Annotated in this window: 11 protein-coding genes and 1 pseudogene; 6 read left to right on the forward strand and 6 right to left on the reverse strand. The window is 55.9% G+C overall.

Annotated elements, in window-relative coordinates:
* Window positions 1-145: 145 nt before the first annotated feature.
* Window positions 146-2,587, forward strand: coding sequence for a DUF3772 domain-containing protein (locus F3I20_RS10050; protein WP_150037189.1), 2,442 nt, complete (start codon window positions 146-148; stop codon window positions 2,585-2,587).
* An 80-nt stretch (window positions 2,588-2,667) separates the two neighbouring features.
* Here the strand turns inward: F3I20_RS10050 and F3I20_RS10055 are convergent, their stop codons facing one another.
* From F3I20_RS10055 to dld, 3 genes are all read right to left on the reverse strand, one after another.
* Window positions 2,668-5,319: a beta-N-acetylhexosaminidase gene (locus tag F3I20_RS10055; protein ID WP_150012167.1), complete on the reverse strand. Its 2,652-nt coding sequence runs from the start codon at window positions 5,317-5,319 to the stop codon at window positions 2,668-2,670.
* Window positions 5,320-5,369: 50 nt separating this feature from the next.
* On the reverse strand, window positions 5,370-6,737 hold the full coding sequence (gene chiP / locus F3I20_RS10060; RefSeq protein WP_444505514.1) for a chitoporin ChiP: 1,368 nt from the start codon (window positions 6,735-6,737) through the stop codon (window positions 5,370-5,372).
* A 308-nt stretch (window positions 6,738-7,045) separates the two neighbouring features.
* Window positions 7,046-8,749, reverse strand: coding sequence for a D-lactate dehydrogenase (dld, locus tag F3I20_RS10065; RefSeq protein ID WP_150012163.1), 1,704 nt, complete (start codon window positions 8,747-8,749; stop codon window positions 7,046-7,048).
* 155 nt (window positions 8,750-8,904) lie between these two features.
* On the opposite strand from dld, the gene bglX reads away from it, so the two are divergent.
* The 4 genes and pseudogenes from bglX to arsH all read left to right on the forward strand — a co-directional run bounded on the left by bglX (window position 8,905) and on the right by arsH (window position 13,473).
* On the forward strand, window positions 8,905-11,202 hold the full coding sequence (gene bglX / locus F3I20_RS10070) for a beta-glucosidase BglX (RefSeq protein ID WP_150037188.1): 2,298 nt from the start codon (window positions 8,905-8,907) through the stop codon (window positions 11,200-11,202).
* Between the two features lie 96 nt (window positions 11,203-11,298).
* Window positions 11,299-12,171: an oxygenase MpaB family protein gene (locus F3I20_RS10075; protein ID WP_150037187.1), complete on the forward strand. Its 873-nt coding sequence runs from the start codon at window positions 11,299-11,301 to the stop codon at window positions 12,169-12,171.
* A gap of 318 nt (window positions 12,172-12,489) precedes the next feature.
* Window positions 12,490-12,754, forward strand: a pseudogene (locus F3I20_RS10080) (ArsR/SmtB family transcription factor).
* Window positions 12,751-13,473 carry an arsenical resistance protein ArsH gene (gene arsH / locus F3I20_RS10085; RefSeq protein ID WP_370452850.1) on the forward strand — a complete coding sequence of 241 codons (723 nt, stop codon included), beginning with the start codon at window positions 12,751-12,753 and terminating at the stop codon, window positions 13,471-13,473. Before F3I20_RS10080 ends, arsH begins: the two are co-directional and overlap by 4 nt.
* Window positions 13,474-13,538: 65 nt before the next feature.
* On the opposite strand, the gene arsC is transcribed toward arsH, so the two are convergent.
* The 3 genes from arsC to F3I20_RS10100 form a co-directional block, all read right to left on the reverse strand.
* Complete coding sequence (arsC, locus tag F3I20_RS10090) at window positions 13,539-13,967, reverse strand: glutaredoxin-dependent arsenate reductase (RefSeq protein WP_150012157.1); 429 nt, start codon at window positions 13,965-13,967, stop codon at window positions 13,539-13,541.
* A gap of 48 nt (window positions 13,968-14,015) precedes the next feature.
* Window positions 14,016-15,299, reverse strand: a complete 1,284-nt coding sequence (locus F3I20_RS10095; RefSeq protein ID WP_150037186.1) for an arsenic transporter — start codon at window positions 15,297-15,299, stop codon at window positions 14,016-14,018.
* 88 nt (window positions 15,300-15,387) lie between these two features.
* Window positions 15,388-15,741: a metalloregulator ArsR/SmtB family transcription factor gene (locus F3I20_RS10100; RefSeq protein WP_150012419.1), complete on the reverse strand. Its 354-nt coding sequence runs from the start codon at window positions 15,739-15,741 to the stop codon at window positions 15,388-15,390.
* Between the two features lie 347 nt (window positions 15,742-16,088).
* Here F3I20_RS10100 and F3I20_RS10105 point away from each other — a divergent pair, with 347 nt between their 5' ends.
* Window positions 16,089-17,198: a suppressor of fused domain protein gene (locus tag F3I20_RS10105; protein WP_150012153.1), complete on the forward strand. Its 1,110-nt coding sequence runs from the start codon at window positions 16,089-16,091 to the stop codon at window positions 17,196-17,198.
* Window positions 17,199-17,242 lie beyond the last annotated feature (44 nt).

The raw sequence follows: 17,242 nt of genomic DNA on the forward strand, positions 1-17,242 counted from the left end.
ATAAAGATGTTCACGCCGCTGCCTGTTCCGAATCAGCCCGAAAAATGCCCGTTATTCCTATATTGCCATCCCTTGCAAAGCCCTAAACTTACGCGCGACTGGCGAGGGACGATCGCCTGAATTAAGCTGCCGGAATCTTACACCTATGTTTATACGATCCCTTTTTGCATTGTTGATGCTGGCGCTGGCAGGGTTTGCCCCGGCGCTGGCGCTGGCCGCAGATGATACGGCCGGTGCTGCTCAGGAACAGGATGCTCCGCCGAAGTTGAATGCCGCGGTTGAACTGCCGAAAATGCAGAAGATCCTCGACAAAATTAAAAGTCAGGTTTCTGTTGATGCTGGCGAAAACAAGCTGACGCAGCTGAATGAAATGGCGCTGGAGCTCTCCGGCAATGCCGATACGCTGGGTCAGGCGCTGGTTCCCGATCGCCAGCAGCTGGAAGCCCAGTTGCAGGTGCTGGGTCCGGCCCCGAAAGCGGACAGCGGCGTCAAAGAGACGCCGGAAGTGACGCGCAAGCGTAACACGCTGGAGAGTCAGAAAAGCAAACTCGACGACCAGATTAAGCAGGCTGAAGGCATTAAAAATGGCGCACTGATGCTCTCCTCGCAGATTGTTAACCTGCGACGCGATCAGCTGAAAAGCCAGCTGGCGCTGAACTCCGGCAGCATCCTCGGGGCGCGCTTCTGGTCACCGTTGCTCAGCACACAGGATCTGGATGGCGAGAAAATTGGTGAGTTCCTGCAGGAGTTGCAGGACACCGCTGCGCTCTCCTGGGAACCGGGCTGGCGCGTGGGCAGTGTCCTCTGGCTGCTGGCGGCGCTGCTGGTGATGACCGTGGGTCGTCGCTACAGTGAGGAATTTCTGGCCTGGGTCAGCATTAATAAACTGCCGGAAGGGAAGCTGCGTCGCAGTTTCCTGGCGGCAGCGATAGCGCTCACCACGCTGGTGGCGGTTGTCCTCACCTTTAACTTTATTGCCCTGGCCTTTACTCGCCGTGATGAGGTCTCTGAAAACGTTCAGGACTTTGTCGATCGTCTGGTGCAGCTCAGCGTTTTTTGTGGCCTGATTGCCGGACTGGGACGTGCGTTTCTTTCTACCCGTCGGCCCAGCTGGCGATTACCGACCATCTCCAATGAAGTGGCGATGGCATTAAAACCGTTTCCACCCATTACTGCGGTGCTGGTCTTTATCTTTCAGACGGTCGAGGCGTTCAACTACAGCGTCGGCACCAGTCTGAATACCACCATTTTTGCCAACGGGCTGACGGCACTGCTGATTGGCAGCACCGCGCTGGCGATCAGCATGCGCACCAATCGCGTGCGTCGTCGGATGACGCTGGCGGGCACCCCGCCGGAAGCGCGCTCAACGCTGGTCGGTCTGATTCAGATGGGCCTGACGCTGACCGCCATTGCGATTCTGGTCTCGCTGCTGATCGGTTACGTTACGCTGGCGCGCTTCCTGAGTTATGAGGTGATCTGGTGCGGCCTGCTGTTTGGCTCGTTCTACTTCCTTAGTCATCTGCTGAAAGATGGCTGTGAGAGCCTCTTCTCAACCAGTAACGCCACCGGTCGTCGCATTCAGAGTTCGCTTAACATTAATGAGCGTCACCTGCAGCAGACGGCTACGCTGCTGACGGCCATCGGTAAAACCTTCCTGGTGCTGGTTGTGGCGATGGCGCTGGTCAACAGTACCTTTGGCTCTTCAACACCGATTGAGCTGCTACAAAAAGTTATTGAGTTCTGGGGCGGTAAAGGACTCGAATCCCTTAACATCGTGCCAGCACACATGGTGAATGCGATAATCTGCCTGATTGTCGGAATCTATGTACTGCGCTCCGTGCGCCGCTGGCTCGACACCGATTTTCTGCCAAAAACCACTATGGATGTGGGGATGCGGGTGTCGCTGGTGACGCTGTTCAGCAACATCGGTTATGTGCTGATTATCCTGCTGACGCTGTCGATCATGGGGCTGCAATGGAACAAACTGGCGTGGATCGTCAGCGCATTGTCGGTCGGTATCGGTTTTGGCTTACAGGAGATCGTGAAGAACTTTATCTCGGGGCTGATTCTGTTAACCGAACGTCCGGTTAAAGTCGGCGATCTGGTGAGCATCAGCGGCATCGAAGGGGATATTCGCCGCATTAACGTGCGTGCCACCGAGATCCAGCTGGGCGACAAGTCCACGGTGATTGTGCCGAACTCGCAGTTTATTTCGCAGAACGTGCGCAATGCGACCATGGGTAATGCGCAGGGTGTGGTCACCATTACACTGACCTTCCCGCTGAATATCGATCCGGTGAAGGTGCGCGATATTCTGCTGGAGGTTTACAACGAGAATGAACGCATTCTGGAGACGCCGGAGCCGTCTGTTTCGTTTAAAGATCTGACCCAGCAGGGGATTGTGCTGAGCGTCACGGGTAACGTAGCGGGTCAGCGCCAGATCGCAGGGGCGAAGAGCGACCTGCTGTTCGATATTCTGACGCGTCTGCGTAAAGAGGGCATTCTGCTCTCGACACCGCAAACCATGATTATCGAGCGCCGTCAGATGCCGGGTGCTGAACCGGAGCCGGAAGAGAAACTGGTTTAGTTGTAAAAAAGGCCGACTTCTGTCGGCCTTTCTTATATTCACAACGCTGATTTCCCGGCCTGTTTTCTTACTCTCGCTTACTACAACGTTTCCACGCGGCTGGTGCGCTGCCCGTCGCGGCTCACCGAGCGGATTGCCACGGCACCGCTGACCTGCGGCGGTCTGTTAGCATCGTAGCGCTGCCAGTTCACCCCCTTATCCAGACTGTACTCCAGCGTTACCCCAGGCAAGGCGACATTCATCGACAGGATGCTATCAACGATTTTTGCTCCTGGCACCGGCAGGCGATAATCGATACCCGCTTTATCCAGCTTCGCCAGTTCACGTTGTCCCAGCAGGTTGGCAAATCGCTGCCAGTCATGCAGACGTGCCTGCTGATCGACGAGGTGGGTTTTGCCGCCCGCATATTCCTGACCTGGCTGGTAATCCCGCTCCCAGCTGGCGCGGTGCCAGCTTCGTTCCGCGACCGCAAACAGGCGCGGATAGATCATATGCTCCATCTGAGCATCTGTTCGCACGGTTTCGCTCCACAGCTGGGCCGACATGCCATAAGCACCGCGCCACGGCTTCTCTGATTTAGCATTGAAAACATTGCCGTCGCGATCCACCGACGTCTCCGCATTCTGCGGCAGGTTGTCCGGTGCAAAGCCAAAGATTTTACGCTCGTCGTTGAAACGCGTGCCCCAGTAGTAGCCACGCTCCAGCGGGTTCACCTCATACGGGAAATCCAGATAGAGATAGTCAGGACTGGAGATCACCACATCGTATCCTTTCTGTGACCAGTCGGCGGCACTGTCAAAACCGCCCCAGTAAAGGGTGTCCCAGAAGTTGACCGCAACGCGCGGAGTAGCGAAGGCTGCGGCATTTCTGGCATCTTTTAAACCATCCTGCCACGCCTGCATTTTGCCAATGCCGTGCCGGTTAACAATCTCACTGACGGACAAAGCAAAATAGCTCGGCAGGTGTGCAAGATCTTCTACTTTGCCGCTCTTCACCAGCGCCTGACACGCCTGCGATTTTGCCCACGGCAGATCTTCGTTACGCCAGTCGCGCAGGCCGGTACCCGGTTTGGGACTGTTTTTGTCCGAGTAGCCTGCACCCAGGCGGATATTCTTCGCTTCATCCCCGCCGAAATGCCACGTGCTTAATGGCTGTCCCGCTTCCTGATGCATCGCCTGAACCTCGCCGATCACCTTGTCGACAAAGCGCTGTGAGCTCTCAATGCAGGGGTTGAGATAGCTGGTGCGGTCGTAGAGCTGCACCGAGGTGGTATTGGAGTCGTCGGTGGGATCGACCAGACGGTACACGCTGGCCTGTTCAGCGTCTCCCGCTTTCATCAGCCGCTGATAGCGCGCTTCCATTGAGATGACCGCCGCACGGGCGTGGGCCGGCATATCAATTTCCGGGATCACCTGAATGTGGCGCGCTTGCGCATATTTCACAATGTCGATGTAGTCGGCACGACTGAAAAAGCCACTGCCGTTGTTATCGCTGAAGGGACCGGAACCGAGCTGCGGCAGCAGACAACGCTGTTCAGTCAGATCATGACAGCGTTTAGCACCCACGTCAGTCAATTCCGGTAAGCCAGGAATTTCAATCCGCCAGCCCTCATCGTCACTCAGGTGAAAGTGAAAGCGGTTCATCTTCCATGCCGCCATCTGATCAAGCAGCCGCATCACCGCCTGCTTACTGTGAAAGTTACGGGCAACATCAAGAAACGCGCCGCGATAAGCAAAGCGCGGCGCATCATGAGCTTCCAGCGCGGCGATACGCGCCGCACCTTCGCCAGGGACCAGTGAGAGAATCGACATCAGACCGTAGAAAGCCCCGGCAGCATCGTAGGCCACTACAAGGGCACGGCGGGGCGTGATATCCAGATTGTATGCGCCCGATTGCGCCGTTTTGCCGCTGAAGTGGCCCGGCTTGATCTGCGTCGTAATGGCAAATCCATCTGGCGCTTCTTTCAGGCCAAGCAGGGTCATGCGCTGCTTTACCACCTCACCGGTTTCAGGTGTCAGCCCGGTAAGCATCAGCCTGATGCCGCGGCTGAGATCGGCATCCTGCGGGCGGAGCTTCACCTCAAGCGGCGTGGGAGTAATCTGACCTCGTAGCGCAGAGACGGGCAGGGCAGCAACATCGCTGTTTTTATCGAACCGGCTGGCGGGCTGCATCAGAACATTGTGGTCATCGGCACTGCGTCGCCAGTGGTCACCCAGCGGCAACATAAACGTGCTGGGGTCTTCATGATCGGTGCTGGCAATAATTTTGGGCGTTGCCTGCCCGGACGTGACATACCAGCGCGGCATCACATCAGTGACAAACAGCTGCCAGTATTCGTTAACGATGGGAATCTGCACTGACTCACCTGCACCAATGCCGGTAAACTTGTCCGTCGGCTCCAGCCGCGTTAAGTCGCCAACCAGATGGGTCATTTTAAACTGGTCGTTTTCGACCCGCAGCGTCTGGTGAACGTTGCTCATGTAGATGGCCCAGTGTTTGTCGGTCAGTGCCGGGCCGTTATTGGTCAGGGTAATGGTCGCGCGATTGCAGGCGGCATAGTCGGCACCCAGCGCGGCACAGTCGGTGCCATTCAGAGCGGCCTGGTTGTCATTCACCTGATAAGTGATGCCAAACTGGCTGATTTGATTTACCACCTGCTGCTCTGACGGGCTGGCGTGGCCTGTGGCTGCAACGCCCAACAGCGTGAGCGCGATAAGGCTTAATTTTAACATGTTGATTTTCATCCTTGCTGGTGAAGAGATATCCGGAAGTCCGCAGGGCATCAGAACAGCGTAAACGGCACGATAACCATAAATTTGATGTCCTTCTCATCCTGAAAAATGTTGCCGTAACCGCCGCTGTAACTGGGCAGATCGCTGTGATTGTCGTAGCGGGTGTAGTGCAGTTTGAACAGGGTATCTTTGGCGCGGCCCTGCTGGATTTGATAGATCAGATCGAGGTTCCAGGCGGACTCTTTCAGACGCTGACTCTGGTCAACGCCAGGCAGAGTGGCGGGTCTGGCATCCCAGCCCCAGACATACGATGCGCCCACTTTCCAGCCCGTCAGCTGCCACGGCGATAAGTCGAGCATCGCACCGGCAAAGACGGCTTTTTCGCCATTGGCGTTCCAGTCGGATCGGGCATCCCACCAGATATCCAGTCGGCCATTGGAGCTGGCATAGCCCGGCGTCATGCGCTGCAGGAAGAAGCCCTGATTGCCCTCTGCTTTGACCCAGGTGCCTTCCACACGCAGATCCACCGGGCCGACGTTATAGCCGATCGTGATTGCCTGTAGCCAGGCGAGGCCGTCATAGACATCCCGGGAATTAGCCGCACCGCCTGAGACGTGGTCGTGTGCGCCATAAAACTGATAGCTGGTGGAGAGTGCATTGCCGTAAGGCGTGGCCGACCAGGAAGCTTTGGCAAAATATTGATCCATATAATCCGCCGCCTGGCCGAATGCCCCTTCAATGATCAGATTATTCCTGAAGTCATATTTCATGCCGAATGAGTGCAGGTAGCTGACAGAGGTTTTACCGTCGGCCTGCCGGAAATTATATAAGTCACGATACCAGGGTGCCTTATATTTATCACTCCACATCCACGAGAATGATAATGCGCCGGCTTCCTGAAAATCATATAGCGCACCCACTTCAACGCCGCGATAGGTGCCAGGTAAAAAACTCCAGTGCGGTGCAATCAGCGTCTGGCCGGTTGGCTGAATATATCCGGCGCGTAACCAGTAATCGTTATATTTAAACTTCAGCGCGGCTTTATAAATGGATGCGCCGCCGCTGTCGCCATTCCACTTTTCATCCCAGCGGGTGCGTGCCTTACTGAAGCCAATTTCATTAGGGGCGGCGGGGCCGCTGTTGGCGAGCTCGGCGGCACCAAAAATGGCGAGGTCCAGACCCACCCACTCCCCGGCGTAGCCTGATTGAAAGTCGAGATTACTGTTGAGCGAGGCGTGATGTAAATTAGCCCGATACTGTCCCTGATAGTCACTGGCGGGATCGGTATCTCTGCGATCGCGCTGACGCTGCCAGTAAAATACATTGCCTTTTAGCGATGCGTCGTCAATAAATCCACTGGCAAAAACCGGCGATGTACTCATTGCTGATAACGCAATGGTTAAAGTGACTGATTCTATTAACGCGAACGCGTAATTATTATTGCGCACTCATCATCCTCCCTGAATAAAATCCAATTTAATAAAAAATTATGATTGTGGCGACAATCTATTTTTCGCGACGCGAATTATCAATTAGCAGGGCGATGATTTGTGAGATGTTGCGCAGAACCCAATGAGAGAAAATAAAGAAGGTGCAATCTGGGAAGAGGCATTAATTTTTTGATGAAGTTGTTAGTCATAAAAACAGGGCGCAATGGGGAGTGAGTGGCGCAACCAGAAGTGTGACGGTCAGCCTGCACAGACAGGCAGGCTGACCGATAATGCGATTAAACCTGCTTCACCGCCCAGCCTTTTTGCTTGCTGGTTTTGCCAATGCCGGGATTGAAGCTATTGGTCGGATCGAGCTGGCGATAGAACGCTGCCAGCTGCGGCCTGGCCTGATAGAGATGACCGACGTTATGCTCAGCGGGATATTCCGCGCCGCGCGCCTGCAGGATCTCCAGCATCTCTGCTTTCAGCGCGTGCACATCTACCCCTTTTCTGACGATATAATCCTGATGGAAGACGTGACAGAAGAAGTGACCATAGTAGAGGCGGTGGCTTAATGATGCGCGGATCGCATCGGGCAGGGTTTCGAACCAGTCCGCATCGTTGCGACGCAGGGCGATGTCCAGCGCCAGAATATCCTCGACCTCATCTGCATGGACTGCGTGGTAGCGTACTGCTGCACCCGCTGCCGCAAAGCGATGCAGAAACGCGTGCGCACCTTCTTTGCCTTCACACTCAAAGAATTCGCCACCGCCTTCACGGAAGTAGTCGCGCAGATAGTTACGCGCCTCCGCCACGCCGTCGCCCGACATCTTCAGCATCAGATGATGTTCATATTTGTCGCGATACTGCTTCATACGTTTGGGCAGATGCGCCGGGAACAGTTTGCTCAGGCGCTGCAACAGTCGATCGCTGAAGTGCGGTTTAACGAACGAGAGTTTGCTCAGCCAGGCATCAATCCGACCCTTCAGCGTGAAAAACAGCGGCATCTTATCGGTGCCCAGCTTGTCGATCATCAGGAAGGTATCTTTGCCGTAGACTTCCGCAATGTCATAAATGTCGCGGTGCATATATTCGCCCGCCACCGGCAGATGGGTGAAACGCGCCAGGATGTGACGGCGGATATCGTTGAGCACACCGGGTTCGTTAGTCCCGATGTAAAATACCTGCTGCTGCGGTTCGCTGGCGAAAGTATCCAGTCGCACCGCGAAGACCGCCAGTTTTCCGGCACAGCCGGAGGCTTCAAACAGGCGACGCGCATCAGCGTTATAACGGGCGGGCGTATCCGCATCGACTTCACGGACCCGGTCGGCATATTCATGATCGGAGGCGTGACGGCCATCGTGCTGAACGTCGCCGGGCTGCCAGCGGTCGTCATCCAGCCGTCCCAGAATCTCTTCCGGTGAGGTCCCCAGATCGATACCCAGATGGTTCACCAGCTTCAGTCTTCCCTGCGCATCAATCTGCGCATACAGGGCCATCTCACTGTAGGCCGGACCGCGCTTGATCAGCGATCCGCCGGAGTTATTACAAATGCCACCCAGCACCGAGGCCCCAATGCAGGAGGAGCCGATCACCGAGTGGGGTTCACGTCCCAGCGGCTTCAGCACTTTTTCCAACTGATAGAGTGTGCTGCCGGGGAACGCCAGCACCTGCTGGCCGTTGTCGATAAGCTGAAGCTTATCCAGTCGCAGGGTACTGATAATCACCAGCGGACGGTCGTAATCATTGCCGTGCGGCGTTGAACCTTCGGTCAGGCCGGTATTCGCCGCCTGCATCAGGATGATGACATCCGCCTTCACCAGCGTTTGCAGTACCCGCCAGAGCTCCAGCAGCGTACCGGGAAACGCCACCGCCAGCGCCTCACCTTCGCCGGAGCGAAAGCCTTTGCGATAACGGGCAGTCTGTTCAGGTTCTGTCAGCAGATGGGCAGGGCCGACCAGGCGGCGCAGGTCAGAAAGCAGGGCAGAGGTTTGTATCATGAGCAATTCCCTTGTCTTATCAGTGCGTCCTAACTGTAGCACGTCAACTGACCTCAACGCAGTGTGACTCTGGCCGCTACCTGCTATTCTCATCTTGTGGCACACTGCCGCCTGTTTATTCGATATTGCGCAGTTACTTAAGAGAACCCAACCTGATGAAATGGATTTACTCTGTTAGTCTCGCTGTCTCCCTCGCGATGCAACCCGCACTGGCTGAGACAGTGCCAGGTAACCACCCGATGACCGAACAGGCGCGTGATGCCTTCGTTAACCAGCTATTAAAAAAAATGACGCTGGACGAGAAGATTGGTCAGCTGCGTTTAATCAGTGTCGGGCCTGATAATCCGAAAGAAGCCATTCGCGACATGATTCAGAAGAGTCAGGTTGGCGCGATTTTTAATACTGTCACGCGCCAGGATATCCGCGCGATGCAGGATCAGGCGATGCAGCTCAGCCGCCTCAAGATCCCGCTGTTTTTCGCCTTCGACGTGATTCACGGTCAGCGCACTATTTTCCCGATTCCTCTGGCCCTGGCGGCCAGCTGGGATCTGGATGCCGTGAAAGAGGTGGGACGCGTCTCTGCCTATGAAGCGGCTGACGACGGTCTGAATATGACCTGGGCACCAATGGTCGATGTCAGCCGTGAACCGCGCTGGGGCCGTGGTTCCGAAGGCTTCGGTGAGGATACGTATCTTACCAGCGAAATGGGTCGCAGCATGGTGCAGGCGATGCAGGGCAAAAGTGCCGCCGATCGCTACAGCGTGATGACCAGCGTGAAACACTTCGCACTCTATGGTGCCGTTGAGGGTGGACGCGATTACAACACCGTGGACATGAGCCCACAGCGCATGTTCCAGGACTATCTGCCACCTTATAAAGCCTCACTGGATGCAGGCAGCGGCGGCGTGATGGTGGCGCTGAACTCCATCAATGGCGTCCCCGCCACGGCGGACAGCTGGCTGCTGAAAGATCTGCTGCGCGATAAGTGGAAATTCAAAGGCATTACCATCAGCGACCACGGCGCAATCAAAGAGCTGATCAAGCATGGCGTTGCCAGCGATCCGCAGGAAGCGGTGCGTATCGCGCTGAAGTCGGGCGTCGATATGAGCATGAGCGACGAATATTACAGTAAGTATCTGCCGGACCTGGTGAAGAGTGGCAAGGTCAGCATGGCGGAAATTGATGACGCGGCGCGCCATGTGCTTAACGTCAAATATGACATGGGGCTGTTTAACGATCCCTACAGCCATTTAGGTCCGAAAGAAGGCGACCCGCAGGACACCAATGCGGAAAGCCGTCTGCATCGCGCGGAAGCACGCGATGTGGCGCGTAAAAGCATCGTACTTTTGAAAAACCGCCTGGAAACGCTGCCGCTGAAAAAATCGGGCACCATTGCGCTGATTGGCCCGCTGGCAGACAGTCAGCGCGACATCATGGGCAGCTGGTCCGCGGCGGGGGTAGCGAAGCAATCCGTTTCGCTGCTGCAGGGCATGCGCAATGCCACCGAAGGCAAAGCGACACTGCTTTATGAGAAGGGGGCAAATGTCAGCGACAACAAAGGGATTCAGGACTTCCTGAACCTCTATGAGCAGGCGGTTTCGGTGGATACGCGTTCACCGCAGCAGATGATCGATGACGCGGTTGCCAAAGCGAAGCAGGCTGATGTAGTGGTTGCCGCCGTGGGCGAAGCGCAGGGGATGGCGCACGAAGCCTCCAGCCGCAGCGACCTGGTGATCCCACCGAGCCAGCAGAAACTGCTCGCGGCACTGAAAGCCACCGGTAAGCCGCTGGTGATTGTGCTGATGAACGGACGTCCGCTGTCGATAGTGAATGAAGATCGCATGGCTGATGCGGTGCTGGAGACCTGGTTCAGCGGCACCGAAGGCGGCAACGCCATCGCCGATGTGCTGTTCGGCGACTATAACCCGTCGGGCAAACTTCCGGTCTCCTTCCCGCGTTCAGTGGGTCAGATTCCGATCTACTACAACCATCTGCCAACCGGTCGTCCTTACAACTTTGCGAAGCCGAATAAGTACACGTCGCACTACTATGACGCCGTTAACGGCCCGCTCTATCCGTTTGGTTACGGCCTGAGCTACACCCGCTTCACCGTGTCGCCGGTAAAAATGTCCTCATCGACCATGCCGCGCGACGGCAGCGTTGAGGCCAGCGTGACGGTAACCAACAGCGGTAAGCGCGATGGCGCGACGGTGGTGCAGATGTACCTCAACGATCCGGTCGCGTCTGTCAGTCGTCCGGTGCAGGAACTGCGAGGCTTCAAACGCATCATGCTGAAAGCGGGTGAGTCGCAAACCGTGACCTTTAAAATCGATGTCGATGCACTGAAGTTCTGGAACCAACAGATGCAGCATGTTGCCGAGCCCGGCAAATTCAACGTGATGATTGGACTCGATTCCGTTCGTACCGAGAATGCGCAGTTCAGCTATCAATAACCGTCAGCCTTTTCCCTGAACTCAGGGGAAGGTGATGCGGCGTGTCGTGAGCGTCCTGCTACCGCGCGCCGCATCATATCCACTATCCGAGCCGCCATGATTAATCTGCGTGACCGCATTCAGCAGCAGGTCTTCCGCCTTAACGGCCTGTCGATGAATGAATTTGACCTCTCCCAACCGCCTGGCGATCCCGGCCTGTTTGGCCCGGACAGCGTGATCTGGCGCGTCCACGGTGACTTCACCGCCATGATGTGTGGCGGGATCAGCGCGCTGCTGTTGCAGATGCTGCATCCGGCGGCGCTGGCGGGCGTCTGGGATCACTCCAATTTTCGCGAAGATATGATGGGCCGTCTGCGCCGCACCAGCCAGTTTATCGCCGTCACCACCTACGGTAATTCGCAGGATGCACAGACGCTGATCGAGCGGGTGAAACGCATTCACCTGAAAGTCAGCGGCGTCGACAGCGCGGGCAAACCCTATGCCGCCAGCGATCCGCATCTGCTGACCTGGGTGCATGTGGCGGAGACCAGCCGTTTTCTGGCGGCTCATCTGCGCTACAAAAATCCGCAGCTTACCCGTGCGGAGCAGGATCAGTACTATCAGGAAGCGGCGCTGATTGCCGAAGCGCTGGGGGCAGAGAAGGTCCCAAAAAGCGTCGTCGATGTGGCGGATTACCTGCAACAGATGCGTCCGGAGCTACGCTTTGATGAACGCACCGCCGAAGTGACGCGATTGCTGATGAATGCGCCTGCACCGAGCTGGCAGGCGAAACCGGTGATGAAAATCATGCTGAAGTCGGGATTCGGGCTGATGCCCGCGTGGGCGCAGGCGATGTCTGGCCGTGAGATAGGGCGCTTTCAGCAGGCGCTTATTGACCAGAAGATTAATGCGATTGCGGTGGGGTTAAGATGGTCAATTCAGCGCGGGGCGTGGTATCGGGCGATGGTGAGGATGGGGCGGCTGGGGTGAGAGTACTCGCCGTTAAAAAAATGGAAGTTGTCGCCTGTTAAGAAATGATGGAACCGCAGTAATTGTTCCAAGGGTTCGGATAGGCACGTTTGATCAGTCAATTTAATAGGTGAATCTTAATAGGCTGCCTGGGTTAGATACCAACGTCCGCTTTGTGCCAGAAGCGGATTTTCAGCTTTAACGATCGCTCAAATACAACCATTTCGCGCCTGTCTGACTTCATCATTATTTCCATTATTCTGGAAGTATTGTTATGGAGGATGTATGGATTTAAACACAGCAGCAAACGCACTGTGAGAATTAGGACACCCGACGCGCCTGGGCATTTATCGGGAGCTGGTTAAGGCGGGCCATGATGGCCTGCCAGTCGGAGAACTGCAGAAGCGCCTCAGCATTCCGGCGTCCACGCTCAGCCATCACCTTTCTGTGCCTGATTAGCCAGGAACGGCAGAGCCGTACCCTGTTTTGAAGACCGTGCTATGCGCAGCTTGAACAGCTGATGGACTTTCTGACAGAAGAATGCTGTGCAGGCGTTAGTTGCAGCCTGTCATCCGCGACGACTCATGAAGAGACCTCATTATGAAAAACATGAACGATACCCTGAAAAACATTGACCCCACACTTCTGGACGCGCTGATGATGGAAGAGAAACTGCGTCCCAAAGAAGTGGCACATCCGCCCCGTATCCTGATGCTCTACGGCTCGTTGCGGGAACGTTCTTACAGCCGACTGACGACGGAAGAAGCCGCCCGGCTACTGATGGGCATGGGCGCAGAGGTGAAAATTTTTAATCCGTCCGGTTTGCCGCTGCCTGATGATGCCCCGGAAACGCATCCGAAAGTTGTGGAACTGCGCGAGCTGGTTCTCTGGTCGGAAGGTATGGTCTGGTGCTCGCCGGAACGTCACGGTGCCATGACCGGTATCATGAAGGCCCAGATCGACTGGATACCCCTGACGTCCGGAGCCGTCCGGCCTTCTCAGGGAAAAACTCTCGCCGTTATGCAGGTCAGTGGCGGCTCGCAGTCATTTAATGCCGTCAACCAGATGCGAATCCTCGGCCGCTGGATGCGTATGATCACTATCCCGAATCAGTCATCCGTGGCAAAAGCCTGGGCTGAGTTTGAGGAAGACGGTCGCATGAAGCCTTCTCCCTATTATGATCGCATTGTTGATGTAATGGAGGAACTGATGAAATTCACCCTACTGACGCGCGGACGCAGTGATTACCTGACCGATCGCTACAGCGAAAGGAAAGAAAGCGCTGCGCAGCTCTCAGAGCGGGTCAACCAGCGCAGCATATAAAAAAAGCTGGCATCTGCCGGCTTCTATTTTTACATCTTCTGTACTGCCGGCTGGATGCCCCGGAGTCAGTGACTGATGCGATTCCCGTATTCATCAATGACCTGTTCACCATCTTCTTTCGTAAATGCCCCTTTCTGCGGGTCAGGCAGAATGTCCAGAACCGCTTCAGACGGACGACAGAGCTTTGTGCCGAGAGGTGTCACAACTACCGGACGGTTAATGAGGATGGGGTGAGCCAGCATGGCATCCAGCAGTTCGTCATCGCTGAACCTGTCCTCTGCCAGACCCAGATTTTCATACGGCTCCGTATTTTTGCGCAGCAGTGCGCGTACGCTGATCCCCATATCCACAATCAGCTTTTGCAGCTCGTCGCGGGTAGGTGGTGTATCCAGATACAGAATCACCGATGGCTCTGCGCCGCTATTGCGGATAAGTCCCAGTGTATTACGCGACGTCCCGCAGGTGGGGTTGTGGTAAATGGTTATGCCAGTCATAAGTGATGCTCCGTTAAGGCGCTGTGCACACACAGCCCCGGATTAAAGTTAGAAAGACAGGCGCAAGGCCAGTGCAGCCAGCGTCACAAAAAGCACAGGCAGGGTCATCACGATGCCCACGCGAAAGTAATAGCCCCAGCTGATGGTGATGTTTTTCTGCGCCAGGACGTGCAGCCACAGCAGGGTTGCCAGGCTGCCGATCGGGGTGATTTTCGGACCGAGATCGCAGCCGATGATGTTGGAGTAAATCATCGCCTCCTTCACCACACCCTGAGCGGTACTGCCGTCAATGGAGAGCGCACCAATCAGCACTGTGGGCATGTTGTTCATCACCGATGACAGGAAGGCCGTCAGAAAACCGGTGCCCAGGGTGGCACCCCATACGCCGTGCTCCGCAAAGCGGTTCAGGGCGGCAGAGAGATAATCTGTCAGTCCGGCGTTACGCATGCCATACACGACGAGGTACATGCCCAGCGAGAAAATGACTATTTGCCAGGGCGCACCTTTCAGCACCTTCCGGGTGTCGATAGCGTGCCCTTTCCGGGCAACCAGCCAGAGAATAAATGCAGCTACCGCCGCTACCAGACTTACCGTCACGCCGAGTGGTTCCAGACCAAAAAAGCCAGCCAGCAGCAGAAGCAGCACCAGCCAGCCGGTTTTAAAGGTGCGCATGTCACGGATGGCATCCCGTGGCGTTTTCAGCTTGGCCAGGTCATAGGTTGCCGGGATGTCTTTGCGAAAAAACAGGTGCAGCATTAGCAGCGTGGCCGCGACGGAAGCAATATTTACCGGCACCATGACAGAGGCATACTCGCTAAAGCCCAGCTTAAAGAAGTCCGCCGTAACGATGTTAACCAGGTTCGATACGATGAGCGGCAGGCTGGACGTGTCCGCGATAAATCCGGCTGCCATCACAAATGCCAGCGTGGCACCGGGGCTAAAGCCCAGCGCCAGAAGCATGGCGATAACGATTGGCGTCAGGATGAGCGCCGCGCCATCATTGGCGAACAGCGCCACCACCGCCGCGCCCAGCAGAACAATATACGTGAACAGCAGCCTCCCTCTGCCACCACCCCAGCGGGAAACATGCAGTGCCGCCCACTCAAAAAAGCCGGACTCATCCAGCAGCAGGCTGATGATGATGACAGCAATAAACGTGGCCGTGGCGTTCCAGACAATCTGCCAGACAACCGGAATATCACCGATATGCACCACGCCGGTCAGCAAAGCCAGCGCGGCCCCGATAACGGCACTCCAGCCAATACTGAGTCCTTTCGGCTGCCAGATAACCAGTACCAGCGTCAGAATAAAAATCGCACCCGCCAGAAACATACTATCTCCTCTGATACTACACCTGTCAGAATGGGCACAGCGAAATCAAGAATATATATATGCAAATACATATATGTATGGTCAAATTTTAAATGCAGACAGGCTTGCCGTTAGTCGTTGCGTTGTCCCGCTCAGCCTGCTGGCTGAGATGCATAATGTCATCCCGCTGACACAGATAAGCCTGTTCAATTACAGCTGCAGCCCAGGCGGGCATGTGTGGTGATAGCCGGTAATGAATCCATTTGCCGTCACGCCTGTCGATAAGCAGGCCGCTGTCTCTGAGTAATGCAAGATGACGGGAAATTTTTGGCTGAGCTTCCCTGAGAATGGATGTGAGTTCACAGACGCAAAGCTCTCCCTTTTCCCGCAGTAACAGCACAAGACTGAGTCGTGTTTCATCAGACAACGCTTTGAAAAGCTGAAGAGGATTAAGCTGAACCATGACAACTCCTGGGTATGAAACAACAAGCAGTATCGCTGCGTAAAGATTGACGATCAACTATATATTCGAAAAGGTGCATATATTGGGCCCATTCCATTTTCTGTTCCTGCAATATGACCGAACGTTTATGACGGGAGGGTGTGATCGCTCAATGTCCGCTTTTCGCTCATAGCGGCCTTTGAAACTAATAACGGCCATACTATTAAAGTGCCTCATCTCATCAATACCCCTACTCCCTACCATCATCCCCATACTTTGAGACTTTTACCCTTGTCTCAGCGTGCGGCAGCCAGGATCCTGCTCTATTCTCGGGGAAAATGGATTCCTCCAGGCTTTGTCGAGGCACTATGACGTACAAATCCCTGATTGCTGAAGTCCACAATCAGCAGCGCACCCTGACCGCCATTGTCGAACAGGATGAGCGCACCGCCTATTTTTACATCTGGCCGACCGACCTGTTCCGCAGTCAGTATGCGGTGCGCGGCTGCTGGCTTAGAAACCTGCTGCCCGCACCGGCACAGGAAGATCGTGAGGCGATGGAGCAGGGCATCGCGCCACTGCTCAGCGCTGAGTATTGCCGTAATCTGGAGGCGGAACCCGCGCTGGACCCGGCGGGTCTGCAGGTGCTGTGGGAGCCTTCTGATGATGGCGCAGCGCTGTGGTATTACGGCCAGCTGCTGGCGGTAATCCCCGGCTGGAGTCTTTATCAGGAGAAGCAGGTGAGCTTCTCTGCGGGCTGCATCAAAAAGAACCGGCTGACGGCCCCGCTGGGGTCGGCATCAACTAACGACTACTATGCCCGGGCGGAGCATCAGCGTCAGTTCTGGCGCGAATGGCACGACGGCAGCGAGTGGGACAGGGTCCAGCAGGATCTCATGGCCTGCTATCAGGCGCATTTTGGCGAGTCTGTGAAGTATTACGCGATCGATCAGGGTAGCTGGCCGCCGATGGCGATCTCGCAGCACTGGCATCAGGGCGTGTGGGTTTTTCTGACGCTTGGCATGAGTATCCGGCCCATGCCGCAGGTCGATTATCTGTTCGATGAGCTGGCACCGCAGTATCGCCGTGTCGAGCTGGGCATGGCGGTTGACGGTGAAATCATGACCGAAGGCAACGCGGTGCAGATGGCGAGCGCGCTGGCGGAGTTCGTGCATCTGCCGTGGGCGCGGCTCACCTGGCTCGGAGAGGGCCACACGCTGGCGTCGGAAGTGGCACCGGTCGGCTTTGAAAGCTTCCTGCTGGCGAATGAACTGGCAACCGAACAGGCGCAGTTTAAGCTACCCAAGCGCGATGGCGATCGACCGACTTTGCTCTGGACCACGCCGATCACCGAAGCAGAGCGTCAGTTCGCGCAGGCCGATGAACATGGCGGCCAGAAGTTACGGGAATTGTTAACAGCGGAGGGCAATGATCACGTCTTCCGTCCGCGCCAGCAGGTGATCAATTCCGAAGAATAGGCCAGTCATGACGCGCCTGCTCAGGCAATCCCCGGCAACCGTCG

The sequence above is a fragment of the Candidatus Pantoea gossypiicola genome, assembly GCF_008632075.1.
Taxonomy (GTDB): Bacteria; Pseudomonadota; Gammaproteobacteria; order Enterobacterales; family Enterobacteriaceae; genus Pantoea; species Pantoea gossypiicola.

What these genes read in the sequence shown, in the direction of transcription:
- F3I20_RS10100 (WP_150012419.1), bottom strand. Translation starts at nt 15,741, where the DNA reads ATGGTTCAGCTTAATCCTCTTCAGCTTTTCAAAGCGTTGTCTGATGAA.
- F3I20_RS10050 (WP_150037189.1), top strand. Translation starts at nt 146, where the DNA reads ATGTTTATACGATCCCTTTTTGCATTGTTGATGCTGGCGCTGGCAGGG.
- F3I20_RS10055 (WP_150012167.1), bottom strand. Translation starts at nt 5,319, where the DNA reads ATGTTAAAATTAAGCCTTATCGCGCTCACGCTGTTGGGCGTTGCAGCC.
- bglX (WP_150037188.1), top strand. Translation starts at nt 8,905, where the DNA reads ATGAAATGGATTTACTCTGTTAGTCTCGCTGTCTCCCTCGCGATGCAA.
- F3I20_RS10095 (WP_150037186.1), bottom strand. Translation starts at nt 15,299, where the DNA reads ATGTTTCTGGCGGGTGCGATTTTTATTCTGACGCTGGTACTGGTTATC.
- arsC (WP_150012157.1), bottom strand. Translation starts at nt 13,967, where the DNA reads ATGACTGGCATAACCATTTACCACAACCCCACCTGCGGGACGTCGCGT.
- F3I20_RS10075 (WP_150037187.1), top strand. Translation starts at nt 11,299, where the DNA reads ATGATTAATCTGCGTGACCGCATTCAGCAGCAGGTCTTCCGCCTTAAC.
- F3I20_RS10105 (WP_150012153.1), top strand. Translation starts at nt 16,089, where the DNA reads ATGACGTACAAATCCCTGATTGCTGAAGTCCACAATCAGCAGCGCACC.
- arsH (WP_370452850.1), top strand. Translation starts at nt 12,751, where the DNA reads ATGAAAAACATGAACGATACCCTGAAAAACATTGACCCCACACTTCTG.
- dld (WP_150012163.1), bottom strand. Translation starts at nt 8,749, where the DNA reads ATGATACAAACCTCTGCCCTGCTTTCTGACCTGCGCCGCCTGGTCGGC.